Source organism: Pseudophaeobacter sp. A-200-2 (assembly GCF_041008815.1).
GTDB lineage: Bacteria > Pseudomonadota > Alphaproteobacteria > Rhodobacterales > Rhodobacteraceae > Phycobacter > Phycobacter gallaeciensis_A.
Genome location: NZ_JAXGFU010000003.1, coordinates 438,352 through 462,801, shown reverse-complemented (window position 1 = coordinate 462,801; position 24,450 = coordinate 438,352). Strand labels below are relative to the sequence as shown.

Here is a 24,450-nt window from a genome sequence, read left to right as displayed (position 1 = left end):
TTTCAGCCGCCCTGGCCCAGTTCCGCGCCGCATTGTGCGGGCGGGGCCGGGTGCATCGCCAAAAGCTTGGCAAGACCGCAATTGCCGCGCACCAGGTCCTCCAGCGTCACCATGTCGAGTTCATGGTAGAACGCTCCCAGGGCGCGCTCCAGATAGCTGCGCAGGCGACAGGTCTCGGTCAGGGGGCAGCTGTTGTGCTCGGCATCGAAACACTCGGCAAAGGGAATGTCGGCCTCGAACAGGCGGAACATCGTGCCGATGGAGATCTGGTCGGCCGCGCGCGCCAGGCGAATGCCACCGGTGCGACCGCGTAGGGTGGTCAGGAACCCCTCGGCATGCAGGCGCTGCACCACATGGGCGGCGTGATTGGTCGAACAGTTGCACAGTTCGGAGATCTCGGCGGTTCGAAGCAGCCGGTCCCCGTTGGTCGCACAGGCCATCAGAATGCGCGCAGCCAGGTTGGTGCGGGTTGTCAGTCTCATCGGCGCTCCCGGTGTTTGGCCCTTGGGTTGGCATATTTGTTACACCGGCCATTCGGATTTTGTCTTGCGCCAGATCAAATCACCATCCCGTTACCTTGGATAAAGTCATATTCAAAATGCGGGTTAATCCGGAGTTCTCCGTGAGATTGCAGACTGCCTCTTCCATCCGGGGCGAGGGCCTTGGCACACTGCTGAGCCTTGCCGCATCGCTGACATGGCTGGCCGCTGCTGCGGTGATCGCTTGGTCGCTGGCGGCTTTGCTGACGGATCCTGCGGTGCTGTCACCCGTTCTTATGGCGACGAGTTTCTTCGCGCTGGCCGCGCTGCGGGCTGCGCTGTCCGCCATGTCGGATCGCTGCCTTGCCGAGGCTGCCGATGCGCGGATCGATGTCATGCGGCAGGAGATCGCGACAGTTGAGGCGCAAAGCACGCTTCCTTCTGCCCTTGGCGGGCCGGGCGCGCTGGCTGCGCTGGCCGGGGAGAAACTGGAGGCGCTGCGCCCCTATCTCATGCGCTATCGCCCGGCGCGGATGCGTTCGGCGGTGATGCCGCTGGTGATCCTCGGCATCGCGGTCTGGCACAGCTGGGCGGTTGCGCTGGTCCTGCTGCTGGCAGGGCCTTTGATCCCGGTCTTCATGGCGCTTGTGGGCTGGGCGGCCAAATCGGCCAGCGAACGGCAGATGGTGGAGATTGGTCAGCTCAGCGATCTGCTGGTGGACCGGCTGGCGGCACTGTCGGATCTGCGCCTGATCGGGGCCGGGCCGCAGATGGTCGATGGCTTCGCCCGCGCCTCGGAAGACCTGCGGGAGCGGACGATGTCGGTGCTGCGGATCGCCTTCCTGTCCTCCACGGTGCTGGAGCTGTTTTCGGCGCTGGGCGTGGCGATGGTTGCGATCTGGGTCGGCTTTTCATTGCTGGGGGAACTCAGCTGGGGCGCCTGGGGCACGGAACTGTCTCCGGCGGCGGGGATCTACCTTCTGCTGCTGGCGCCTGAGTTTTTCCAGCCTCTGCGGGATCTTGCGGCCGCCTGGCATGATCGTGCGGCAGCCGAGGCGGTGCTGGATGAGATTGCCGGATGGCGTGCAGAAGAGCGCCCGGTGCGGATGGGGCAGGGTTCAAAGGTCACGCCGTTGACCCCACAGCCAGTCTTGCGGCTGTCGGATGTGGTGCATCGCGGCATTGCCTATCCTGATCTTTCCATCGTCCCCGGGGAGACTGTCGCCCTTACCGGTCCTAGCGGCTGCGGCAAGTCCACTCTTTTGCGACTGCTGGCGGGGTTGGAGCAGCCGGATCAGGGCGCGGTCTTGCTGGATGGTCAGCCGCTGGATGATAGCAACGCTGCGGCGTGGCGGGCGTCGCTCGGCTGGATGCCTCAGGCGCCGCATTTCCTCAATCGCAGCCTGCGCTATAACATCGCCTTTAGCGCGCCGCTGGAGCCGGACCTTTTGGAGGCAGCGCAGTTGGAGCAGGTGCTGAAGGCGCTGCCAAAGGGCGATCTGTCCTTGCTTGGGGAACGCGGTGCGGGTCTGTCGGGCGGAGAGGCGCGGCGGGTGACGCTGGCGCGTGCCATGCAGGGCGCACCGGGGCTGATCATCGCGGATGAACCAACTGCGGATCTGGACGCCGCAACCGCAAAGGCCATCACCGATGGGTTGATGCGCTTTGCGCAGACGGGCGGCACGCTGATCATAGCCACGCATGATCCGGCGCTGGCCGGGCGTATGGAGCGGCAGATCGCACTTGGTAAGTCGGAGGAGGCGTCATGCGGGATCTGATACACCTGCTCCGGGTCATCCTGCGCGCAGAGCGCCGCAGCCTGCTACGGGGGCTTTTGCTGTCTGTGGTGGTGCTGGCCATGGGCGTGGCGCTTCTGGGCCTGTCGGGCTGGTTCATCACCGCAGCGGCGGCTGCCGGCATGGCTGGGATTGGCATCCTGTTCAACGTCTTTGCCCCCTCGGCGATGGTGCGCCTTCTGGCGCTGGGGCGGACCGCCGCCCGCTACGGAGAGCGGGTGCTGACCCATGATGCGACCCTTCGGGCGCTGTCGGCGCTGCGGGTTCGGTTGCTGGCGGGGCTGCTGCACAGCCCGCACCGGCATTTGGAACGAATGCGCGCCAATGCTTTCCTCAACCGGGTGACGGCGGATACGGATGCGCTGGATGGGGCGCTGTTGCGGCTGATGCTGCCCGCGCTGGCTGGTTGGAGTGTGATCCTGCTCAGCACGCTGCTGCTATGGGTGCTGGTGCACCCGGCGCTGGCGCTGACCATCGGGGGCGGCTACCTGCTGCTGCCGACGGGGGTGTTCCTGCTGGGGCAGAAACTGGCGACAAAATCAGCGCGGCGGGCTGAGGCTGCGATGCAGGCAGGCCGCAGCCGGTTGATCGACCTGATCGCCGGGCGCGATGATCTGACCGTATATGGTCAGATCGGGGTCGCCACCGATGCGGTCCTTTCTGCCTTTTCGCGGCATGGTGCAGCACGCGCGCGGCTTGATAGGACCGAGCGGCGCGCCGGAGCGTTTCTGGATCTGACTGCTGCGGCAATGACGGCGCTGGCCCTCGGGATGGGCATGGCGCTGGTGCAGCAGGGCAGCATCACGGCGGCTGAGGCGGCGATCGCCATCTTCGCGGCGCTGGCCCTTGGCGAAACGGTAGCGCCGGTGCGGCGCGCGCTGGCCGAGATTGGCCGCATGACGCAGGCCGCGCGGCGTATCCTGCCCTCCGTCGAAACCGAGATCGCATCCAGTCAGGGATCAATCCGGGCTCCATCCGGCTCTCTCACCTTCGACGCTGTAGCGCTGAAAAGGGGGCGGGGCGGGATGGTCTTTGCCCCGCTCAGCCTGACGGTCGCCCCCGGCGAAACGGTTGTGCTGCAGGGCCCCAGCGGCAGCGGCAAAAGCACCGCCTTGCTGCTGGCGGCAGGCGCGCTGACACCTTCGGCTGGCGCAGTGCGTTTCGGCGGTCTCGATCCGGCGCAGCTGCCGCTGGAAACACGCACGCAAAGCATCGCCCTGGTGCCGCAGCGCCACGCTCTGATCGCGGGCAGCGTGGCCGAGAACCTGCGGCTTGCTGCGCCGAACGCCCCAGACGCCGAGCTGTGGCAGGCGCTGGAGGCGACTCAGCTGTCGCATACCCTGCGGCAGCGCGAGGGGCTGGACACCCGGCTTGGCTTTCGCGGGGCGGGTCTGTCGGGCGGCGAGGCACGGCGGTTGGTTCTGGCCCGGGCGATTCTGCGCAGGCCGCGCTTTCTGCTGCTGGATGAGCCGAGCGAAGGGCTGGACTCCGCAACCGCGCGCGCCGTGATGACCGGTCTGCGCCGCGCCTGTCCCGATGCGGCTTTTCTGATCGCGGGGCACCGCAGCGCAGAAACGGAAGGCGCTGACCGCTGTGTCGAGGTTATTCGCAATTAAATCTGCATCTAAGATTGGAAATTTGATCTGCGTCAAAGTTATATTGCAAATATAGAATATGAAGTTTGAAAATCCGTATCTTTGATGCGGAAAACCTATGGAAAGGATTCGCATCATGGAGATCGGACTGGTCGAGCTGTCGCGCCTGCAGTTTGCGATGACGGCCATGTATCACTTTCTCTTCGTGCCGCTGACGCTGGGTCTGTCGATCCTCGTGGCGATCATGGAGACTGTCTATGTCATGACAAACCGCCCCATCTGGCGACAGATGACCAAGTTCTGGGGCACCCTGTTCGGCATCAACTTTGTCCTTGGCGTCGCCACCGGCATCACCATGGAATTCCAGTTCGGTATGAACTGGAGCTACTACAGCCACTACGTGGGGGACATCTTCGGTGCGCCGCTGGCGATTGAGGGGCTGATGGCCTTCTTCATGGAGGCGACCTTTGTCGGGTTGTTCTTCTTTGGCTGGGACAAGCTGTCGAAAGTACAGCACATGGTGGTGGCCTGGCTGGTCGCCATCGGGTCGAACTTTTCGGCGCTGTGGATCCTGATCGCCAATGGCTGGATGCAGAATCCGGTCGGCGCAGAGTTCAACCCCGACACCATGCGGATGGAGATGACCTCTTTCTTTGATGTGGTGTTCAACGAAGTGGCGCAGGCCAAATTCGTGCATACCGTCAGCGCGGGCTATGTCACCGCCGCAGTCTTTGTTCTGGGGGTTTCGGCGCTCTATCTGATCCAGAACCGGCACAAGGATCTGGCGCGGCGGTCGATCGCGGTGGCCTCGTCCTTTGGTCTGGCGGCGGCACTGTCGGTGGTCGTGCTGGGCGATGAATCCGGTTATTCCGCCAGTCATACCCAGAAAATGAAACTCGCCGCGATCGAGGCGATGTGGGAAACCGAACCTGCGCCTGCGCCCTTTACCCTGTTCGGCCTGCCCGACAAGGAAGCCCGCGAGACCCATTACGCGGTGCATATTCCCTGGGCGATGGGTCTGATTGGCACCCGCAGCCTGACCAAGGAAATCCCCGGCATCAACGATCTGGTGGCTGAGGCCGAAGACCGTATCCGCCATGGTGTCATCGCCTATGACGCGCTGATGACCATCCGCGAAAACCGCGGCAATGTCCCGGCCGAGGCGCGGTTCATCTTTGAGCAGAACTCAGACAATCTGGGGTTTGCCTACCTGCTGAAACGCTATGTGGACGATCCGCGTGACGCCACCGAAGAGCAGATTGCCATGGCGGCCGAGGATACCATTCCGGGCGTCGGGCCGCTGTTCTGGGCCTTCCGCCTGATGGTCGCGCTGGGCTTCAGCTTTATCGGCGTGATGGCTTTCTTCTTCTACCGGGCGTCTTTCTGCAACATGCGCTTCCCGCGCTGGTCGCTTTATGCCGCTGTTGCCATCATTCCGACCCCGTGGATCGCGGCCGAGCTTGGCTGGTTCGTGGCCGAGTTCGGGCGCCAGCCCTGGACGGTGGATGGCGTGTTGCCGACGGCTCTGTCGGCCTCGCATCTGAGCGTCGCGGATCTGCTGATCACCCTCGCTGGTTTCGTCATCTTCTACACGATCCTCTTCGTAATCGAGGTCAGCTTGATGGTGAAATACATCCGCAAAGGTCCGTTTCAGGACGTTGCCGAGACCGAAGCCTGGCAGGACCAGCACGAAGCGCGCCTGCGCGGTGCGGCCCGTGATGCTGCCGCCCCTGCAACCCCTGCGGAGTAAGACTTATGATCCTTCATGAACTGATCGATTTTGACACGCTGCGGATCATCTGGTGGGCGCTTCTGGGCGTGCTGCTGATCGGATTTGCCTTGACCGACGGGTTCGACATGGGCGTTGGCGCGCTGTTGCCCTTTGTCGCCAAGACGGATGTGGAACGTCGCGTGGTGATCAACACCGTTGGGCCGGTCTGGGAAGGGAACCAGGTGTGGTTCATTCTCGGCGGCGGCGCGATCTTTGCTGCATGGCCGCCGCTTTATGCGGTGTCCTTCTCGGGCTTTTATCTCGCGATGTTTGTGGTGCTCGCGGCCCTCATCGTGCGTCCGGTTGCGTTCAAGTATCGCTCCAAACGCGACAGCACCACATGGCGCACGCGCTGGGATTGGGCGCTGTTTGCCGGAGGCGCGGTTCCGGCGCTGCTGTTCGGCGTGGCGGTGGGCAATGTGCTGCTTGGCGTGCCCTTTTTCCTAACCGCAGACCTGATGCCGATGTACGAAGGCAGCTTCTACGGCAAGTTCCTGGGCCTCTTGCATCCCTTTGCGGTGCTGGCCGGTGTAGTGTCCTTTTCGATGCTGCTGATGCATGGCGCGGCCTGGCTGACGCTCAAGACCGAAGGCGTGATCGCTGAACGCGCCCGCCGCATCGGCACCGTGGCCGGAATGGTGGCTGCAGGGAGCTATGTGCTTGCCGGATTGTGGCTGGCGGTTGGCATCGACGGGTTTGCGCTGGTGACCGATGTGGTGCCGAACGGCCCGTCCAACCCGCTGTATTCGCAGGTAACCCGGGAAGGCAGCTGGCTTGCGGCCTATGTCGCGCGGCCCTGGATCGTGGTTGCGCCACTGATGGGATCTGCCGGGATCGCCATGGCGATACGCGGGCTGAAGGCGGGGCACGAGGTCTCGACGCTTCTGTGGTCAAAGATGGCGATCACCGGGATTGTCGCGTCGGTCGGTCTGACCATGTTCCCGTTCATCCTGCCTTCGACCGTGGACCCGAACAGCTCGCTGACCGTCTGGGATGCCTCAAGCTCGCATCAGACCCTGTTCATCATGCTGGTGGTCACCGCGATCTTCATGCCGCTGATCCTGGCCTACACCGCGTGGGTCTACAAAGTGCTCTGGGGCAAGGTCACCGAGGCAGACGTCACCGAAAACGCCGACACGCTATACTGAAGGAGTTGATATCATGTGGTATTTTGCCTGGCTTCTTGGCCTGCCCCTCGCTGCTCTCTTTGCCGTCCTGAACGCCATGTGGCTGGAGCTGCGCACCGATGCCTGCCTCGCGGAAGAGGGGGAGTGCCCGGTGGGAGAGCATAAGCGCTGAGCCTGCATCGACACGCAAAGCAAGCTGGATCCGGCCTTGCCGATTCCGGACCTGATCCCAACCTTCTGCGGAGACCTGTGATGACCGCTGATCCCAAGACCCCCGAAACCCCAGCCGATCCTGCGGCTGCGGAGCCGAGGCTCCAGCACTTTCCGGTGCCCTTTTTCGCCGCCGTCATGGGGCTGTCGGGGCTGACGCTTGCGCTGCATGCGGCGGGGATGCAAGCCGCCAGCCGCACGGCACTGGTCGCGACGGTTCTGGTCTTTGCCGTGCTGGCAGCGGTCTACGCGCTGAAGGCTATGCGCTATCCGCAGGCGATACTGGCCGAATGGCGGCATCCGGTGAAACTGGCCTTCTTTCCTGCCGTGTCGATTTCCCTGTTGCTGATCGCCACCGCCCTGCAGCCGGTGTCGCATGACAGCGCGCGGCTGGTCTGGCTGATCGGCGCGCTGGGGCAGGGCATCCTGACGCTGGCGGTGCTGTCGAACTGGATCGGGCACCGGACCTTTCAGACCATCCATATCTCGCCTGCCTGGTTCATCCCGGCAGTGGGCAACGTGGTCGCGCCGGTGGCGGGTGTGCAGCTGGGATTTCCGGAAACCTCCTGGGTGTTCTTCTCGGCGGGGCTGGTGTTCTGGATCGTGCTGCTGGTGCTGGTGATGAACCGGCTGGTGTTCCACGATCCGCTGCCCGGACGCATGGTGCCGACCCTGGCCATCCTTATCGCCCCGCCCGCGGTTGGCTTCCTTGCCTGGTTGCAACTGAATGGCGACGTGATCGATGCCTTCGCGCGGATCCTTTATGGCGCGGCGTTGGTCTTTACGGCGCTGGCCGCGACACAGGTGGCCAAGCTGCGCGGCCTGCCCTTTGCCCTGTCTTGGTGGGCGCTCAGCTTTCCGGTTGCGGCACTGACAATCGCGACGCTGCGGTTCGGAGCGCTGATTTCCAGCCCGCTGCACATCTTGGCCGGAAACGTCGGTGTCGGCGTTCTGTGCCTCATCGTCGGTGGGCTGGTCTACCGCACGGCCCGCGCCGTTCTGCGCGGGGAAATCTGTCAACCTGAGTGATCCCGGAAAGGACTTCAGACATGAAAAAACTTGCAATTGCAGCGATCAGCGCCCTTGGCCTTTGCACGCCTGCTGTGGCGCAGGACAAGCCCGAGACGCTGGTGACGATCCTGACCGCGCCCGAGCCGCAGACCCAGCTGATGGCGATGGTTCTGGCCATGCAAGCCGCCAAACAGGGCGTCGCGCAGCATGTGCTGCTCTGTGGCCCGGCCGGGGATCTTGCGCTGAAAGACGCGCCGGATGCGGCCACCGCCCCGCAGCCGCCCAAAGGCATGAGCCCGCAGGGCCTGATGCAGAAAATCGCCGCGATGCCCGGCGCCAAGGTCGAGGTCTGCGCGATCTACCTGCCGGGACGCGGCGCGGACCCCTCTGTCCTGCTGGATGGCGTGACTGTTGCAAAACCCCCGGCGATGGCCAGTGCGATGATCGCCCCCGGGGCGCGGATCGCCAGCTACTGACCGGCGATCGGCCTGCGCGCGGACCCGGCGCGCAGGCCCACAGTTCCCTTTCGGAGGAGAGATGATGACGAAATCCATAACGAACCCCACCCGCCGCCAGCTCTTTGGCCTTGCGGCCTCGGCGGGCGTGGCGGCGGCGCTTGGTGCGCAGGCCAGCGCCAGCACGCCGGTCCCCACAAAGGCACGGATCGTCATCATCGGCGCGGGCGCCGGTGGTACGGCGCTGGCCAACCGGCTGGTGCGCCGCCTTGAGGGCGCCGAGATCACACTTCTGGATCCGCGCGTAGAGCACCTGTACCAGCCCGGCCTGACACTGGTTGCCGCCGGTCTGAAGCCTGCGGATTACGTGCTTAGCCAGACAGGCGACTGGCTGCCGGATGGCGTGACCCTGATCCCGGAAAAAGCCGCCGCGATTGACCCGGTCGCCAAAACCGTGACCACCGAGGGGCGCCAGACACTTGCTTATGATTTCCTGGTGGTGGCCCCGGGGCTGGTCCTGGATCACGACGCCATCGAAGGCTTCTCGCTCGATATGGTCGGGCAAAACGGCATTGGCGCCCTTTATGCCGGGCCGGACTACGCGGCACGCACTTGGCAGGCGGCCTCAAAGTTTACTGAGGAGGGCGGCGTTGGCCTGTTCACCCGCCCCGAAACCGAGATGAAATGCGCGGGCGCGCCACTGAAGCATACTTTCCTGATTGACGATATCGCCAAGCGCGCGGGCAACGGCGGCAAGATCGACGTGCAATACGCAGCGCCGCAGACCTCTTTGTTTGGCGTGCCCATCGTCGCCGAAAAGGTGCGCATGTTGTTCGGGGACCGCGGAATCACCAGCCATATGCAGCACCAGTTGCAGGGCATCGACGCCGAGCGGCGCCGGGCGCGCTTTTCGACCCCGGATGGCTCGGTCGAACTGGACTACGACTATATCCATGTCATCCCGCCGCAACGCGCGCCTGAGGTGATCCGTCAGTCCGGTCTCAGTTGGGCTGACAAATGGACCGATCAGGGCTGGGTCGAATGCGACATGGCGAGCCTGCGCCACCTGCGCTATCCGGAGATCTGGGCGCTGGGTGATGTGGCGGGCGTTCCCAAGGGCAAGACCGCCGCCAGCGTGAAATGGCAGCTGCCAGTGGTCGAGGACGGGCTTGTCACGGCCATCACCGGCACTGACCCCACCCAGACCTACAATGGCTACACTTCCTGCCCGATGATCACCCAGATCGGCCGGGCCATGCTGGTGGAGTTTGATTACAACGACAATCTTGTGCCCTCCTTCCCCGGTATCATCGCCCCGCTTGAGGAGCTGTGGATCAGCTGGCTGATGAAGGAAGTGGCGCTGAAGGCCACCTATAACGCCATGCTGCGTGGCCGGGCCTGAGGAGGAAGAGGCGATGAAAGACCTGACAGTTGGAACCTTGATTGCGGTGTTCGAAGAGATTTTTGGTCGCGGCCTGTTCTGGGCTATGGTCGGCTTGGCGGCCGTTGTGACGCTGGGATACGTTTACGTGTTGATCCGGGATCGCAAGATCAGCTGGCACAAGTTCCTGCTGGCGCAGTTGTCGATGCCGGTGGGGGCGGTGCTTGCGGTGTGGTTCGTGCTGGTGATGACGCATTCCGAGTTGGCCAATATCGGCGGGCCGGTCGATCTGATCGTGCTTCTGGGGGTTGCTGCGGGCGGGGCCGTTGGTGCGGCGATCCTCGTCTACACGGTGCAGTCACTGCTCTGGCCCCCGGCGGCAGAGCGCAGATAGCCTTCCTCTCTGGCGCCGGGTGTCTCAGCGTTTGCGGTAATTCTCGCGATACCAGACATAAAGCCCGGCGCCGGCGATCATGACACTGCCGAAGATGGTCCAGAAATCCGGGACTTCGGAAAAGAACACAAAGCCCCAGACCGCAGCAAACGCCAGCCCGGAATAGGAAAACGGCGCCAGCATTGCTGCTTCGCCTTTGGAAAACGCCTGAATGAGGGCCAGCTGCCCGATGGTCCCGGCCAGTGAGATGATGATCATCAGGCCGATCCCGAACAGATCCGGGGATTGCCATTGAAAGGGCACCGCAAGGCTCAGCAGAACGGTGCCGACCAGCCCGGTGTAAAACAGCGACGTCCAGACGTCTTCATCGGCGCCGACCCGGCGCGTCAGCAGGGCATAGCCGGAATAGCAGCACGCGGCCGCCAGCGGATAAAGCGCGGCAGGGCTGAACACATCGCTGCCGGGGCGAATGACGATCATCGCGCCGATCATGGCCACCGCGATCCCGGCGATGCGCCGCACACCCAAAGCCTCGCCCAGGAACAGCGCCGCGCCAAGGGTGATCAGCACAGGATTGGTGGACATCAGCGCCGCAGCATCCGTCAGGGGGATCTTGCTCAGGCCGGTGAAAAAGAAGGCGGTGGCGCTCATCAGCAGCACAGAGCGCAGGAATTGCAGCGCTGGATACCGGGTGCGCACCACCTGTTTCAGCCGGGGCATAACGATCACCAGCACCAGCAGCATCTGCCCCGCATAGCGTGCCCAGAGCGCTGGAAGAACGCCAACGCTGGGCGCCAGTGCCTTGACTGTGGCATCCATCACCGAAAAACAGAAGATCGCGCTGATCATCAGCAAAATGGCGCGGCTTTGCAGGCTCATCGGGTGGTCCCCGTGTAAAAACCCGTTGCGTCACCGTGGCGCTGCGGCGTGGACCATGCGAACCGATTATTTTTCAGCAATATTTCAGCGCCTTCTAAGACGGGTAAGGATAGAAATGCATTTCGGAAAGCAAGGCCGGAAAGGCAAATCCAAGCGGCGCCAACGCCGCTTGTGTGCTCATATAGGATGATCAGCCCCGACAATGCAAAGCCGGAGTGCGCAGATCAGTTCGCCGTCAGGCGCATACCGGCAAGTGCACTCCGGGACCGGCCGTTCGCTGCAAGCGCGGTCTACAGAAGATCGTCGAAGGCGACGGTCTGGTCTGCAAAGACCAGAAGATCGATATCGATCAGCATATCACGTCCTTCGTAATATCCATCCCGGCCGCCATTGGCGGCATCCGTCACCGCCAGCCAAGTGACGTCCTGCCCCCGGTTTGACTCAAAGTAGGTTCCGCTTTCGAAACTGAAGTCGGAGAAGTTGCCGTCGAACATCGCCCGGTCCTTGTTGTCCGAACCGGCGTCATTCCAGACACTGCCATAAATGGTGTCATCGCCAAGGCCGCCGTACAGCCGGTCATTGCCTTCTTCGCCAAAAAGGGTGTCATGGCCATCACCGCCGTGCAGCACGTCCTGACCGTCCGATCCCTGCAGCTTGTCATCGCCCGCCTGACCCAAAAGGGTGTCGCGCCCATCGCCGCCGTACAGAGTGTCATCGCCGCGCCCGCCCAGAATGAGATCGTCGTTGCCCATGCCGATCAACCGGTCGTTGCCGCCTTTGCCGTTCAGCACATCGGCGCCGTCACCGCCGCGCATCTCATCATCGCTGCGCGAGCCGATCTGGATATCCGCCGTACGCACCGTCAGCCCATCAAAGGCGGCAAATCCGGTTCCTCCGGTCAGCTCTGTCTCGGTGCTGCCGCGGCTGACCACGACGCTGCCGGACTCGCCCCGGCCAAAGTCAAACCGGTCGATGCTGCCGTCGAAATAAGTGTAGTCCGCGCGCTGAGCGTTACCGAACAGTTCTTGCGCCGTCAGGGCCTCGTCATAGATCGCAAGATTTTCAATCGTTCCGTCAAAGTAGCTGTTGAGGTTGTCGGTCTCGCCAGCTGTGTTGCTCCAGCCCGATGCCCCGGCAATCAGGGCTTCGGTGTTCTGGCTCCAGTCTATGCGGACCTCCGGATCATAGGCGATGCGTGCACCGTTCAGGTAGACTTCAAGACCGTCCGCGCCAAAGCTGAGGTTGAAATCATATTCCTCACCGACGGTGATCGCGTTGCTGGCGATAAGGTAATGCGATTCCGTCTCGTCCTGAAGTCGCACGACCAACTCGCCGGTTGCGTCTATATAGACGGAGAGATGCCCGCCCTGACCGTAGTCCGATGCATCCTTGGAGATCAGTGTCTGGTAGCTCGACAAGCTGTTTGCGGAAAACCGGAAGGCGATGGTGCCGCTGGACAAGGCGAGACTGTCCGTGTGGTCGAACACATATGCCGACCGGTCCGCGGCGGAAAACGCGTGGCTGCCCGCCACGGCGAATACCGCTGATGCATCTGTTTCATTTCCTAGGTCCGCGGCATCGGGCAGCTGGGACCCGGGGGCACGGATCGGGCCGCTGTCGGTGCCGGGGTCCAGCGGGGCCAGCGCCTCTTCCAGATCGTCGATGGATTTGACAATGCCATAGGCCGGGGCCGCCGTGTGCTCGATATCGGAGCGTTTCACCAGATCGCCGTAGACGGTGATGGTACCCAGCCGGTCGTCATTATGGGCGCCGCCGTTGTTACCCTGATCCGAGTAGAGCGCGATCACCGAATGGTCCATCACCCCGTTGCTATCAGCATCGCCATAGGTGATCGAGGCGATCTGGGTGGTGTGCCCTTCGATCACCAGCCTGTCGCCCTCGGCGCGGCTGAAATCCTGCACCACGTCGTTGCCTAGGATATCGACCCAATGGTCGTGCAGTTTGTCGTTTTCGCCCGCAACGCCGTGCCAGTTGATTGTGCCATCGTCGCGGGTGTGCTTTTCGATGTAGCGTTCCTTGGCGTTGATCAGCGTCTGGAAGTAGAAGATGTCGGCGCCGCGCCCGCCGATCAGAAGATCATCGGCCGGGATTGGCTGGTCGGGATAGAGCTTGCCATCGGTCAGCTCGTTCAACGGATCGCCTTCGTCGCGGTCGGGGTTATAATAGATGGCGCCTTCGCGCCCGTCGGCGCGGCTGATCAGCAGATCGTTGCCCTTGCCGCCCTTCAGCGTGTCCTCGCCGTGGCCGCCATCCAGCACGTCATGCCCGCCGCTGCCCAAAAGGCGGTCATTGCCATAGCCGCCCTGCAGCACATCGGCGCCGCCCTTGCCCTTGACCCGGTCGTTGCCACCACCGCCGTTGATGCCATCGGCGCCGCCGGTGCCTGCAACGCGGTTGTCGCCGCCATTGCGGCTGATCATGTTGAGGTGGCTCTCCATGTGACCATGGGCGCTCACGCCGTAATCCGCCAGAATATCGAGGAAGGTGTCGCTGGCGCCGTGCAGCTGGCCAAAGACCGGCGCCAGATCCGCCATCGCGGCCTGCATCTGCGCGCCCATGGCCAGCTCGGCTCCGGCGGCTTCGGCCAGCGCCAACTGGCTGTCTGCACCCAGCTGGCGGTCAAAGATCATGACATCGCCGATGGTGCCCTTGAACAGGGAATGGGCGTCGTCGTCCTGCCCCTCGCGCCAGGCCCGGCTGCCGCCGACCACCAGCGAATGATCGTTCAGTTTCAGGCCCTGCTTGAACTCCGGTTCTGCCGCGACCAGCGCGCCATTGAGCCAGATCATCAGCCCATCGCTGCCAAAGCTGACGGAGATGTGGTATTTGGTCTGCGCCGACAGGACGAGATCAGGCACCTTCAGGTATTCGGTCTCGGCCCCGTCCGACTGGCTGAGCTGTAGGGTGCCATCCTTGACCCAGAGGGTGAAATCACCTTCCCCGTCGCCTTTGCCATCCTTGGAGATCAGCGCCATTTCCCCCGGCAGCCGGTCCAGTGAAAAACTGAGCGAAACCGTCGCCGCGCGTAAGGAAAGGCTGTCCAGATGGCCCGCGTTGAGGTAATCGCCCTCTTCACCGCTCAAAACATGGGCCCCGGGCATGGAAAGTACTGGCATGCGGGTTTCGGACAGGGGGAGCCCGGCGGCATCGGGCAGCTGGGATCCGGGCGCACGGATCAGGCCGCTGTCGGTGCCGGGGTCCAGCGGGGCCAGCGCCTCTTCCAGATCGTCGATGGATTTAACAATGCCATAGGCCGGAGCGGCTGTGTGCTCGATATCAGAGCGTTTCACCAGATCGCCGTAGACGGTGATGGTGCCCAGCCGGTCGTCATTATGGGCGCCGCCGTTGTTGCCCTGATCCGAGTAGAGCGCGATCACCGAATGATCCATCACCCCGTTGCCATCAGCATCGCCATAGGTGATCGAGGCGATCTGAGTGGTGTGCCCTTCGATCACCAGCCTGTCGCCCTCGGCGCGGCTGAAATCCTGCACCACATCGTTGCCGAGGATATCGACCCAATGGTCGTGCAGCTTGTCGTTTTCGCCCGCAACGCCGTGCCAGTTGATGGTGCCATCTTCGCGGGTGTGCTTTTCGATATAGCGTTCCTTGGCGTTGATCAGCGTCTGGAAGTAGAAGATGTCGGCGCCGCGCCCGCCGATCAGCAGGTCATCGGCCGGGATCGGCTGATCGGGATAGAGCTTGCCATCGGTCAGCTCGTTCAGCGGATCGCCCTCGTCGCGGTCGGGGTCGTAGAAGATGGCGCCCTCGCGCCCGTCGGCGCGGCTGATCAGCAGGTCGTTGCCCCCGCCGCCCTTCAGCGTGTCCTCGCCGTGGCCGCCATCCAGCACGTCATGCCCGCCGCTGCCCAAAAGGCGGTCATTGCCATAGCCGCCCTGCAGCACATCGGCGCCGCCCTTGCCCTTGACCCGGTCGTTGCCACCACCGCCGTTGATGCCATCGGCGCCGCCGGTGCCTGCAACGCGGTTGTCGCCGCCATTGCGGCTGATCATGTTGAGATGGCTCTCCATGTGACCATGGGCGCTGACGCCGTAATCCGCCAGAATGTCGAGGAAGGTGTCGCTGGCGCCGTGCAGCTGGCCAAAGACCGGCGCCAGATCCGCCATCGCGGCCTGCATCTGCGCGCCCATGGCCAGATCGGCTCCGGCGGCTTCGGCCAGCGCCAACTGGCTGTCTGCACCCAGCTGGCGGTCAAAGATCATGACATCGCCGATGGTGCCCTTGAACAGGGAATGGGCGTCGTCGTCCTGCCCCTCGCGCCAGGCCCGGCTGCCGCCGACCACCAGCGAATGATCGTTCAGTTGCAGGCCCTGCTTGAACTCCGGTTCTGCCGCGACCAGCGCGCCATTGAGCCAGATCATCAGCCCATCGCTGCCAAAGCTGACGGAGATGTGGTATTTGGTCTGCGCCGACAGGACGAGATCAGGCACCTTCAGGTATTCGGTCTCGGCCCCGTCCGACTGGCTGAGCTGTAGGGTGCCATCCTTGACCCAGAGGGTGAAATCACCTTCCCCGTCGCCTTTGCCATCCTTGGAGATCAGCGCCATTTCCCCCGGCAGCCGGTCCAGCGAAAAACTGAGCGACACCGTCGCCGCGCGGGTTTCATAGGCATCGGAATGGCGGATGTTCAGGATGTCTTCCTGCGCGCCGGAATAAATGCGGTCGGCTTCTCTCGTGAAAACCGGAGTCGGGGTATTCGCGACCATGCTCAGGGTCCTCTTTTTGCTTTAGCCTATGTTCTGTGGTTGCTGTTGGGGAGAAGTTTATCGGGCAATGTCGCGCCAAAGGTGGCGGCAAAGTGGCGTTGGGCCATTGCGTCCGGGATCGGCGAAAACATGCAACAAGGGGCTAAACCCCTGAAACCATGCCGCGCATGGGCAAGAGTGCCATTAACCAATTAGCGATTGCGGCGGAAATGTGGCGAAAACGTGTTGCGCGCAGCGTAAATGCGTCAGCGTGAAGCCCGTGGTTCAGCCTTTGCAGGAGCGATTGTGGCGCGGTCTATTGCGGCGCGCGGCTTTTGTCGTTCAGCACGGGGACCTCGGCCAACCAGTCGAAATAGGGGGACTGGCAGGTTTTCTGCCAAAGCTGCTCCAGTGCCGAGATCGGATCGTTGTCGTGCTGGTCGATGCGCAGATCCAGTGGCGGGCGCTCCGGCTCCAGCACCAGCAGGGCTGCGGACTTTAGCCCGCGGCTGTCGCCGCCTGCGTCTTTTGCGGCGGTCAGCACCCGTAGCATGCGTTCGGCGGGCGAGAGGGCTTCTGCTTGCGCCGCTGTCTTCATCGCTTCCAGAACCTCGGGACCGGTCAGCATATTGCCGGCGATGACAAGACCCAGCTCCGCGATATGGCTGGCATAGGGAACGCTTTGATCGCCGGTGAAGCCCTGTGTGCGCCCTTGCCGGTCCAGCGCGGTGAGCTGCCGGTGCCCACGCCCCGGATCGGCGCTGGTGACACGGGTGACTGCGGTTTCGGCGTCCTCGCCCTGATACATGGCCCGCAGCACGTCATCGCGCCAGAAGCTGCTGGGCGCCGTGCCTTGAGACGCCACAAGACCCGATTCGATATCCCCCCGCAGCACCCAGCCGCCCACGCAAAGGCTGCCAGTGGCGGCCGCCGCAGCGAAAACGCCTGTTTTGCGGTCGTATGTCAAAATCGAGAAGGTCATTTCAGGGTCCAATCACATTTCCCTTGTATTTATCATGATAATTTGCGTGAATGCAATTCATTATGATAAATAAACAGGGAAGGACCCGCTCATGACTCTGCTGAAACTGACCCGCAGGGCGATGTTGGCTGCTGGCGCAGCAACGGCACTCGCCCTTTCCCCGCTTTCTGCGGCTGCTCAGACGCCGCCGGGTGTCCTGATTGTCGGCCAGATTGCCGAGCCGAAGGCGCTGGACCCCGCTGCGGTCACCGCCGTCAATGACTTCCGTATTCTGATGAATGTTTATGACGGTCTGGTGCGTTACAAGGATGGCTCGCTGGAAATTGAACCGGCGCTGGCCACCGCCTGGGACATCAGCGAGGATGGCAAGACCTATACCTTCACCCTGCGCGAGGGCGTGACCTTCCACGATGGCAGCGCCTTTGATGCCGAGGCGGTCAAGTTCAACTTTGACCGGATGCTGGATGAAAATCACCCCTATCACAACACCGGTCCCTTCCCGCTGGCCTTCTTCTTTTCCGCCGTGGAAGAGGTCGAGGTTGTCGATCCGCTGACGGTGAAATTCACGCTCAACGCGCCTTATGCTCCGTTCCTGTCGAACCTGGCCTATCCGACCGGCCTGATCGTTTCGCCCGCTGCCGTGGCCGAACACGGCGCCGATTTCGGTCGCAACCCGTCCGGCACGGGTCCGTTCAAATTCGCCGAATGGCGCTCGAACGAGGCGGTGGTCATCGAGAAGAACGCCGATTACTGGGATGGCGCGGCCGAGCTGGACGCGGTTGTGTTCCGCCCGATCACCGATGCCAACACCCGCACTGCGGAAATGCTGGCGGGCGGGATCGACCTGATGGTCGAGGTGCCTCCGGTAGCATTGGGTGAATTCCAGAGCGACGCCTACACCGTGCACGAACAGGCTGGCCCGCACGTCTGGTTCCTGATCCTCAATGCCAAGGAAGGCCCCTTTGCCGACAAGCGCGTACGTCAGGCGGCGAACTATGCGATCAATAAATCCGCGATCGTGAATGACGTTCTGGAAGGCACCGCGGAAGTCGCCGCCGGTCCGACGCCTCCGGCTTTTGCCTGGGCCTATAACGAGGAACTGGAACCCTATCCCTATGATCCGGCCAAGGCCAAGGAACTGATCTCTGACGCGGGCGCCGAAGGGGCGGAACTGACCTTCTACGTCACCGAAGGTGGCTCGGGCATGCTGGATCCGCTGGCCATGGGGACCGCCATTCAGGCCGACCTCGAGGCTGTCGGGTTTGACGTCAAAATCGAAACCTACGAATGGAATACCTTCCTTGGCCAGGTGAATCCCGGTCTGGAAGGCAAGGCCGACATGGCCGAGATGGCCTGGATGACCAACGATCCGGACACCCTGCCGTTCCTGGCGCTGCGCACCAGTGCATGGCCCGAAGAAGGCGGCTTCAACTCCGGCTACTACTCCAATCCCAAGGTTGATGAACTGCTGGAAGCCGCCCGTGCTGCCACCGATCAGGAGGAGCGCGCCAAGCTTTACCGCGAAATGCAGACCATCGTGCAGGAAGACGCCCCGTGGGTCTTTGTTGCGAACTGGAAGCAGAACGCGGTGACCTCTGATCGGGTCGAAGGCTTTGCCCTGCAGCCGTCGTTCTTCCTGTTGCTGGATGACGTGGCCAAGAAATAAGAAACAAGGCGTCGCCGCAGCTGACCCTGCGGCGGCGCCACTCCGGAGGGACGCGCCATGGCGGGCTATATTCTGAAACGGCTGATGTCGGCGATACCTGTGCTGTTTGGTATTTCCATCATCGTCTTCGTCATCATGGCGATGATCCCCGGTGATCCGGCCACGGCTATTCTGGGCTCCTATGCCACGCCGGAGAATGTTGAGAAACTGAACCGGGATCTGGGTCTCGATCAGCCGATGGTGCAGCGGTATTTCATCTGGCTTGGCAATATGCTGCAGGGTGATTTCGGCCGCAGCTTCTCTCTGAACCGTGCCGTGCTGGACGAGGTTCTGGACCGCTTTGGCGCCACTCTGGTTCTGGCTGGTACCTCTTTTGTGCTGTGTTCCATTCTTGGCATCGCTGCGGGCGTTGTTTCCGCGGCGCGCCAATACGGTCTGGCGGACAAGGCGATTACCTTTGCCGTGCTTCTGGGGATTTCCATCCCGTCGTTTTTCCTTGGCATGATGATGATCCTGATCTTTGCCGTGAAGCTGCGCTGGTTTCCGGTGTCGGGCATGTGGCCCATCTACGGCGCCCGCGATCTCTCAGCTCTGATCAGCCATCTGACCCTGCCCGCGCTGGCGCTGGCGGTGGTGGCGACCGGGGTGATTGCCCGGCTGTCGCGTTCGGCCATGCTGGAGGTCCTGCGGCAGGATTTCATCCGCACCGCGCGGGCCAAGGGCGTGCATGAACGCTCGGTGATCTGGCGCCATGCCCTGCGCGCGGCCATGGTCGGCATCATCCCGGTTCTGGGGGTGCAGGCGGGCTTCGTGCTGTCGGGCGCGGTCTATATCGAAATGGTGTTTCAGTGGCCGGGTGTCGGGCGGATGCTGGTCGATGCCATCCTGAAACGCGACATCCTGCTGGTGCAGGGCGGCGTGGTCTTTGTGGCGGCCTGTTACGTGCTGTTCAACATCGCGGTCGATGTCGCCCAGAGCATGCTGGATCCAAGGATCAAGACATGAAGAGCTTTCTTTCGCTTCTCGCCCGCAACCGGCTTGCCCTTGGCGGGCTGATCGTGATGGGCGTCGTCGTGCTGCTGGCGCTGGTGACGCCGCTGTTGCCGCTGGCTGATCCGGATGTGACCAATACGGCAAACCGGTTCAAACTGCCCCTGTCCGAGGGCGGCTTGTTGGGTACCGATCATCTGGGCCGCGATCTGCTGAGCCGCCTGATGTGGGGCACCCGCCTGTCGCTGGCGGTCGGATTTGCCGCCGCGGTGATCGCCGCCACTCTGGGCGCTGCGATCGGGATCGTGGCCGGGTTCTATGGCGGGCGCACCGACAATATCATCATGCGCGGCGTCGATATGCTGATGGCCTTTCCCTATATCCTGCTGGCGCTGGCCATCGTTGCGGCGCTGGGGCCGGGGCTGATGAATGCGCTGATCGCCGTCGCCGCTGTCAATATTCCCTTTTTCGCGCGCAACATCCGCGGCATCACCGTGGGCATCGCGCACAAAGAATTCGTCGATGCGGCGCGCCTGTCCGGCATGAAAGACTGGCGGATCATCCTCACCGAAGTGCTGCCCAACGTGATCCCTGTGATCGTGATCGCGATGTCCACCACGGTCGGCTGGATGATCCTTGAAACCGCCGGTCTCAGCTTTCTCGGTCTTGGCTCGCAGCCACCGCAGGCCGATCTCGGCTCGATGCTGGGCGAGGCACGCGCGGCGCTGATCTCCAACCCGCATACCTCGATTGTGCCGGGGGCGATGATCCTCGTGATTGTCATGGCGATCAATCTCCTTGGCGACGGGGTGCGCGATGCACTGGATCCCCGGCTGAAGTCCGGCGCGCTGTCGCGGCCGATGCCCACCACTCGTGTTGAGCGGTCAGGTCCGGTTCCGGCAGCGTCGGATGATGCTCTACTGGCGCTGCGCGGGCTCAAGACCGAATTCCAGGTCAAGGACCGCGTCTACAAGGCCGTGGGCGGCGTCGATCTGAAGGTTCAGCCCGGCGAATGTCTGGGCGTGATCGGCGAAAGCGGCTCGGGCAAATCCGTCACAGCACTCAGCGTGATGGGTCTGGTGGCCTCGCCCCCCGGCGTGATCACCGGCGGCGCCGTCCACTACAAGGGCGAGGATCTGATTGGTGCCCCCTATGAAACCCTGCGGAGCCTGCGCGGCAGCCGGATCGCCTATATCTTTCAGGATCCGCTGGCGACGCTGCACCCCCTTTACACCGTCGGCGACCAGCTGATCGAGGCGGTGCGCGCCCACCACCCAACGGACCGGGCCGCGGCGCGTGCTCATGCCATCGAGCTGCTGAAATCCGTGCGCATTCCCAATGCTGAGCAGCGCGTGGACAGCTACCCGCATGAGATGTCGGGCGGCATGCGGCAGCGTGTCGGCATCGCCATGGCGCTGGCCAACGATCCCGAGGTGATCATCGCGGATGAGCCGACCACCGCGCTGGATGTGACGGTGCAGGCGCAGATCCTGTCTCTGCTGGATGATCTACGGCGCGAACGGGGGCTGGCGATCATCTTTATCACCCATGATTTCGGCGTGGTGGCGCAGATCTGCGACCGGGTCGCGGTGATGTACGCGGGGCGGATCGTCGAAGAAGGTTCCAGTGAAACGATCCTCAACGCTCCGGCGCATCCCTATACCGCGCGGCTGATGGCCTGCGTGCCCGAATTGGGGCAGGGGCGGCGCGAGCTGGCCGCGATCCCGGGGCTGCCGCCTGCGGTTGATCGGCTGCCGCAAGGTTGCGCCTTTGCAGATCGATGCCACAAGGCACAAGAGGGCTGCCGCGCGGCGGATGTCCTGCTTTCCGATCATGGCGCCGACCACCGGGTGCGCTGCATCGCGCCCGAAGACACACTGCAGGAGGCACGCGCATGACGACGGCTCTGAAACTAACCGACCTCAGCAAGACCTTTCCTGTGGGCAAGCGTCTGTTCGGCCCGGCCAAGGGGCTGGTGCGTGCGGTGCAGCCCCTGTCGCTCTCCGTCGAAGAGGGCGAGACACTCGGGATCGTCGGCGAGTCGGGCTGCGGGAAATCCACCCTGGCGCGGATGCTTGTGGGGTTGCTGCCGCCCTCTACCGGCACGATTGAAATCAACGGTGCGCCCTTGGACGCCGCCGATCCGGCGGTGTTTGGCCGCAAGATCCAGTATGTGTTTCAGGACCCGATCAGCAGTCTGAACCCGCGCAAGACGATCCGGCAAATCATGGAAGCGCCGCTGAAGCACCTGCACGGCATGTCTGCGGCGGAACGTGATGCGCGGATCCGGGAGATCTTTGCGGCGGTGAACCTGCGGGAGGAATTCCTTGACCGCTACCCGCATGAATTCTCTGGCGGGCAGGCGCAGCGGATCGGCATCGCGCGCGCACTGGCGGCGGATGCGCGGATCCTGATCCTGGATGAGCCGGTCTCGGCGCTGGATGTTTCGGTGCAAGCGCAGGTCTTGAACCTGCTGGCTGATCTAAAGCAAAAGTTCGGGCTGACCTACCTGTTCATCAGTCACGATCTGGCTGTGGTCGAGGCAGTCAGCGACCGCGTTGCCGTGCTCTATTTCGGTGCGGTGGTCGAGGTCGGCCCGGCGGAGCAGATCTTTGCCCAGCCGAAACACCCCTATACCAAGCTCTTGGCGGATAGCGCCCCGGTTGTCGGGCGTGCGCTGGTGGCGCCGGAGGGACGCGAGACCGAACTGCCCGATCCGCTGAACCCGCCGCCGGGCTGCGCCTTCAGCGCCCGTTGTCCTTACGCCAGCGCTGAATGCAGGCAGGCGCCGCCGCCGCTTGAGCAGCAATCGGACGGGGTCTGGGCTGCCTGCTATCATCCGCTGTCTGAAACGGCCTGAAACCCTGGCGCGCGGCGCATGGGAGTAGGTCCCTGATAGGGCCAGATAGCCGGGGGCAATATGCGTCCCGCACAGGTTTGTCGCCTGCTGAAATTTTGACGCTATCGCCAATAAAATGAGCACTCACCCGTGGTCGGCGTCCGGCCGCGGCTCTGGCGCTGGCCTGCGGCGCTGCGGCTGCTTGCGGAGCCAGCAGGGTTCGCCCTAGCGGGAATAATGAGTGCCAGATTGACAGTTGTTGTTGTCGAGGAAGATCGTGATCGTGCAATTGCCGTTGTCGATGCGATCAAGGATACCGCCGAGTGCGATGTCTACGTGATCGGCAATTCCAGTGCCCTGGCGCGCAAGATTGCGGCCCATGATCCCGACATTGTTCTGATCGACATCGACAACCCGACCCGCGACATGCTGGAGGAACTGACGCTGGCCTCCGGGCCTCTGGAGCGGCCGGTGGCCATGTTCGTGTCCGGCCCCGCTGGCGGGTTGGCGCAGACCGCGATCGAGGCGGGCGTATCGGCCTATGTGGTGGACGGTCTGGCGCCGGACCGGATCAAACCCGTTATGGACACCGCCATTGCTCGCTTTCGCATGGTGCGCCAGATCCGCAACGAACTGGCCGAAACCCGGCGGGCATTGGAAGAGCGCAAGGTCATCGACCGGGCCAAGGGGCTGCTGATGAAGGCAAAGGGCATTGATGAAGACGCCGCCTATGCGCTGCTGCGCAAGACGGCGATGGATCAGGGACGCCGGGTGCCGGATGTGGCAGAGGCGCTGGTCACGGCTTCGGGGCTCTTGGGATGAAGCGAAGCCACCTACCTGTCGCCTATATGCCCCTGGTCGATGCTGCGCCGCTGATCATCGCGCAGGAAATGGGATTTGCCGAGTCCGAAGGGATTGCGCTGGACCTGATCGCCGCGCCCTCGTGGTCATCCGTGCGGGATATGCTGGCCTTTGGCCGGGTCGAGGCCGCTCATATGCTGTCACCGGTCCCGGTGGCGATGGCCATGGGGCTTGGCGGTGTGAAAACGGACCTTTCGGCGGTGTCGGTCCTGTCGGTCAATGGAAACGTCATCGGTGTTGGCCGTGCGCTGGAAGAGCGGTTGCGTGACATTGGCTATGGTTTTGATTTCGCCGATCCGATGAAGGCCGCCGCCGCCCTGGCCGCGGTGCGCTCCGGCCCGGTTGTTTTTGGCGTGCCGTTTCCGTTCTCGATGCATGTGGAATTGCTGCGCTACTGGTGCGAAGGCACTGCCCTTGGGGCTGGGGGGATTGAAATCCGCACGGTGCCGCCGCCGCTGATGGCGACTGCGCTGGCCAATGGCGATGTGGATGCCTTCTGTGTCGGTGAACCCTGGGGATCGGTCGCGGTGGATCAGGGCTCAGGGGCGCTGCTGCTGCCGGGTAAGGCGATCTGGGGCTTTGCGCCGGAAAAGGTGCTCGCCGTTAAAACCGAATGGGCCGAGAGCGAACCGGCTCTTCTGGGGCGGATGATGCGGGCGTTGTGGCAGGCTGGGCGCTGGCTGGCCAAACCCGAAAGTCGCAGCACCGCCGGAGAGATCCTGTCGCGCAAGAACTATCTGGATGTGTCGCCGGAACTGATTGACCGAGCCCTATCGGGGCAGTTCACCGTTTCGGATCGAGGCGAGCAGCGCCGGGTCGACAGTTTTGTCGAATTCCACCACGGCGCGGCCACCTTTCCGTGGCGCAGTCAGGCGAAATGGATCGCCCATCGTCTGCAACAATCCCATGAGGCCGCAGCCTCGCCCTCCCTTGATGAGGTCGCCCGGGTTTTCCGCGCGGATCTGCACCGCAGCCTACTGAGCGAAGCCGGAGTGGATATGCCGGGGGCCTCCGAAAAACTGGAAGGTGCGATTCGACACAAAACGGCGGTGGCCTCGACGCGGGGCGAATTGTGCCTGATGCCAGATGCGTTCTTTGATGGTCGGATTTTTGACCCAGAGGCCCTGGATTGATCACTTATTGGGCAGAAATCCCGCCCAGGCCGTCCTGGTTGGGAAAATCCCGATCAGATTTTCGTTTTTTCTTCGCGATCATGCTGCGCTGCCGCAAGATGAGGACATCGGTTCACAACGGGGTGGACCGGTCCGAAATTCTCCCACTGACAGGGAT

Annotated in this window: 19 protein-coding genes; 15 read left to right on the top strand and 4 right to left on the bottom strand. The window is 63.1% G+C overall.

Going from position 1 to position 24,450, the window contains the following annotated elements:
* Positions 1-2: 2 nt before the first annotated feature.
* On the bottom strand, positions 3-482 hold the full coding sequence (locus tag SM766_RS07135) for an RrF2 family transcriptional regulator (protein WP_065272416.1): 480 nt from the start codon (positions 480-482) through the stop codon (positions 3-5).
* A gap of 140 nt (positions 483-622) precedes the next feature.
* Here SM766_RS07135 and cydD point away from each other — a divergent pair, with 140 nt between their 5' ends.
* The 9 genes from cydD (at position 623) to SM766_RS07090 (ending at position 10,219) form a co-directional block, all read left to right on the top strand.
* On the top strand, positions 623-2,257 hold the full coding sequence (cydD, locus tag SM766_RS07130; RefSeq protein ID WP_368947341.1) for a thiol reductant ABC exporter subunit CydD: 1,635 nt from the start codon (positions 623-625) through the stop codon (positions 2,255-2,257).
* A complete protein-coding gene (locus SM766_RS07125; protein WP_368947340.1) occupies positions 2,245-3,891 on the top strand; it encodes an amino acid ABC transporter ATP-binding/permease protein in 1,647 nt (548 codons plus the stop codon). The genes cydD and SM766_RS07125 overlap by 13 nt, the downstream gene beginning before the upstream one ends.
* Before the next feature lie 115 nt (positions 3,892-4,006).
* The gene (locus SM766_RS07120; protein WP_347509804.1) at positions 4,007-5,620 is read left to right on the top strand and encodes a cytochrome ubiquinol oxidase subunit I; all 1,614 of its coding nucleotides are present in this window, start codon (positions 4,007-4,009) and stop codon (positions 5,618-5,620) included.
* Positions 5,621-5,625: 5 nt separating this feature from the next.
* Entirely contained in the window at positions 5,626-6,789 is a 1,164-nt protein-coding gene (gene cydB, locus SM766_RS07115; protein ID WP_368947339.1) for a cytochrome d ubiquinol oxidase subunit II, read from the top strand.
* Positions 6,790-6,802: 13 nt separating this feature from the next.
* Positions 6,803-6,940 carry a cytochrome bd-I oxidase subunit CydX gene (gene cydX / locus SM766_RS07110; protein ID WP_274827525.1) on the top strand — a complete coding sequence of 46 codons (138 nt, stop codon included), beginning with the start codon at positions 6,803-6,805 and terminating at the stop codon, positions 6,938-6,940.
* A gap of 80 nt (positions 6,941-7,020) precedes the next feature.
* Positions 7,021-8,007 (top strand): SLAC1 anion channel family protein, encoded by a 987-nt coding sequence (locus tag SM766_RS07105; protein WP_368947338.1) that lies wholly within the window; start codon positions 7,021-7,023, stop codon positions 8,005-8,007.
* Between the two features lie 20 nt (positions 8,008-8,027).
* The gene (locus SM766_RS07100; RefSeq protein ID WP_368947337.1) at positions 8,028-8,465 is read left to right on the top strand and encodes a DsrE family protein; all 438 of its coding nucleotides are present in this window, start codon (positions 8,028-8,030) and stop codon (positions 8,463-8,465) included.
* A gap of 64 nt (positions 8,466-8,529) precedes the next feature.
* Entirely contained in the window at positions 8,530-9,846 is a 1,317-nt protein-coding gene (locus SM766_RS07095) for an NAD(P)/FAD-dependent oxidoreductase (protein ID WP_368947336.1), read from the top strand.
* Positions 9,847-9,859: 13 nt separating this feature from the next.
* Entirely contained in the window at positions 9,860-10,219 is a 360-nt protein-coding gene (locus SM766_RS07090; RefSeq protein WP_274827529.1) for a DUF5368 domain-containing protein, read from the top strand.
* Positions 10,220-10,243: 24 nt separating this feature from the next.
* Here the strand turns inward: SM766_RS07090 and SM766_RS07085 are convergent, their stop codons facing one another.
* The 3 genes from SM766_RS07085 to SM766_RS07075 form a co-directional block, all read right to left on the bottom strand.
* Positions 10,244-11,098, bottom strand: coding sequence for a DMT family transporter (locus SM766_RS07085; RefSeq protein ID WP_274827530.1), 855 nt, complete (start codon positions 11,096-11,098; stop codon positions 10,244-10,246).
* A gap of 290 nt (positions 11,099-11,388) precedes the next feature.
* Positions 11,389-15,843, bottom strand: a complete 4,455-nt coding sequence (locus SM766_RS07080) for a LamG-like jellyroll fold domain-containing protein (RefSeq protein WP_368947335.1) — start codon at positions 15,841-15,843, stop codon at positions 11,389-11,391.
* 295 nt (positions 15,844-16,138) lie between these two features.
* Positions 16,139-16,804 carry a DUF1028 domain-containing protein gene (locus SM766_RS07075; protein ID WP_368947334.1) on the bottom strand — a complete coding sequence of 222 codons (666 nt, stop codon included), beginning with the start codon at positions 16,802-16,804 and terminating at the stop codon, positions 16,139-16,141.
* Positions 16,805-16,895: 91 nt separating this feature from the next.
* Between SM766_RS07075 and SM766_RS07070 the strand changes: the two genes are divergently transcribed.
* The 6 genes from SM766_RS07070 to SM766_RS07045 all read left to right on the top strand — a co-directional run bounded on the left by SM766_RS07070 (position 16,896) and on the right by SM766_RS07045 (position 24,293).
* Entirely contained in the window at positions 16,896-18,470 is a 1,575-nt protein-coding gene (locus tag SM766_RS07070) for an ABC transporter substrate-binding protein (protein WP_368947333.1), read from the top strand.
* 57 nt (positions 18,471-18,527) lie between these two features.
* Complete coding sequence (locus SM766_RS07065) at positions 18,528-19,475, top strand: ABC transporter permease (protein WP_065272428.1); 948 nt, start codon at positions 18,528-18,530, stop codon at positions 19,473-19,475.
* A complete protein-coding gene (locus SM766_RS07060) occupies positions 19,472-21,358 on the top strand; it encodes a dipeptide/oligopeptide/nickel ABC transporter permease/ATP-binding protein (protein ID WP_368947332.1) in 1,887 nt (628 codons plus the stop codon). The genes SM766_RS07065 and SM766_RS07060 overlap by 4 nt, the downstream gene beginning before the upstream one ends.
* A complete protein-coding gene (locus tag SM766_RS07055; RefSeq protein WP_274831468.1) occupies positions 21,355-22,320 on the top strand; it encodes an ABC transporter ATP-binding protein in 966 nt (321 codons plus the stop codon). Before SM766_RS07060 ends, SM766_RS07055 begins: the two co-directional genes overlap by 4 nt.
* A gap of 216 nt (positions 22,321-22,536) precedes the next feature.
* Positions 22,537-23,121, top strand: a complete 585-nt coding sequence (locus tag SM766_RS07050) for an ANTAR domain-containing response regulator (protein ID WP_065272431.1) — start codon at positions 22,537-22,539, stop codon at positions 23,119-23,121.
* Positions 23,118-24,293: a CmpA/NrtA family ABC transporter substrate-binding protein gene (locus tag SM766_RS07045; protein WP_274866864.1), complete on the top strand. Its 1,176-nt coding sequence runs from the start codon at positions 23,118-23,120 to the stop codon at positions 24,291-24,293. The genes SM766_RS07050 and SM766_RS07045 overlap by 4 nt, the downstream gene beginning before the upstream one ends.
* Positions 24,294-24,450 lie beyond the last annotated feature (157 nt).

What these genes read in the sequence shown, in the direction of transcription:
- SM766_RS07120 (WP_347509804.1), top strand. Translation starts at nt 4,007, where the DNA reads ATGGAGATCGGACTGGTCGAGCTGTCGCGCCTGCAGTTTGCGATGACG.
- SM766_RS07065 (WP_065272428.1), top strand. Translation starts at nt 18,528, where the DNA reads ATGGCGGGCTATATTCTGAAACGGCTGATGTCGGCGATACCTGTGCTG.
- SM766_RS07090 (WP_274827529.1), top strand. Translation starts at nt 9,860, where the DNA reads ATGAAAGACCTGACAGTTGGAACCTTGATTGCGGTGTTCGAAGAGATT.
- SM766_RS07135 (WP_065272416.1), bottom strand. Translation starts at nt 482, where the DNA reads ATGAGACTGACAACCCGCACCAACCTGGCTGCGCGCATTCTGATGGCC.
- SM766_RS07055 (WP_274831468.1), top strand. Translation starts at nt 21,355, where the DNA reads ATGACGACGGCTCTGAAACTAACCGACCTCAGCAAGACCTTTCCTGTG.
- SM766_RS07095 (WP_368947336.1), top strand. Translation starts at nt 8,530, where the DNA reads ATGACGAAATCCATAACGAACCCCACCCGCCGCCAGCTCTTTGGCCTT.
- SM766_RS07070 (WP_368947333.1), top strand. Translation starts at nt 16,896, where the DNA reads ATGACTCTGCTGAAACTGACCCGCAGGGCGATGTTGGCTGCTGGCGCA.
- SM766_RS07050 (WP_065272431.1), top strand. Translation starts at nt 22,537, where the DNA reads ATGAGTGCCAGATTGACAGTTGTTGTTGTCGAGGAAGATCGTGATCGT.
- SM766_RS07105 (WP_368947338.1), top strand. Translation starts at nt 7,021, where the DNA reads ATGACCGCTGATCCCAAGACCCCCGAAACCCCAGCCGATCCTGCGGCT.
- cydB (WP_368947339.1), top strand. Translation starts at nt 5,626, where the DNA reads ATGATCCTTCATGAACTGATCGATTTTGACACGCTGCGGATCATCTGG.
- SM766_RS07080 (WP_368947335.1), bottom strand. Translation starts at nt 15,843, where the DNA reads ATGGTCGCGAATACCCCGACTCCGGTTTTCACGAGAGAAGCCGACCGC.
- SM766_RS07085 (WP_274827530.1), bottom strand. Translation starts at nt 11,098, where the DNA reads ATGAGCCTGCAAAGCCGCGCCATTTTGCTGATGATCAGCGCGATCTTC.
- SM766_RS07060 (WP_368947332.1), top strand. Translation starts at nt 19,472, where the DNA reads ATGAAGAGCTTTCTTTCGCTTCTCGCCCGCAACCGGCTTGCCCTTGGC.
- SM766_RS07045 (WP_274866864.1), top strand. Translation starts at nt 23,118, where the DNA reads ATGAAGCGAAGCCACCTACCTGTCGCCTATATGCCCCTGGTCGATGCT.
- cydX (WP_274827525.1), top strand. Translation starts at nt 6,803, where the DNA reads ATGTGGTATTTTGCCTGGCTTCTTGGCCTGCCCCTCGCTGCTCTCTTT.
- SM766_RS07125 (WP_368947340.1), top strand. Translation starts at nt 2,245, where the DNA reads ATGCGGGATCTGATACACCTGCTCCGGGTCATCCTGCGCGCAGAGCGC.
- SM766_RS07100 (WP_368947337.1), top strand. Translation starts at nt 8,028, where the DNA reads ATGAAAAAACTTGCAATTGCAGCGATCAGCGCCCTTGGCCTTTGCACG.
- SM766_RS07075 (WP_368947334.1), bottom strand. Translation starts at nt 16,804, where the DNA reads ATGACCTTCTCGATTTTGACATACGACCGCAAAACAGGCGTTTTCGCT.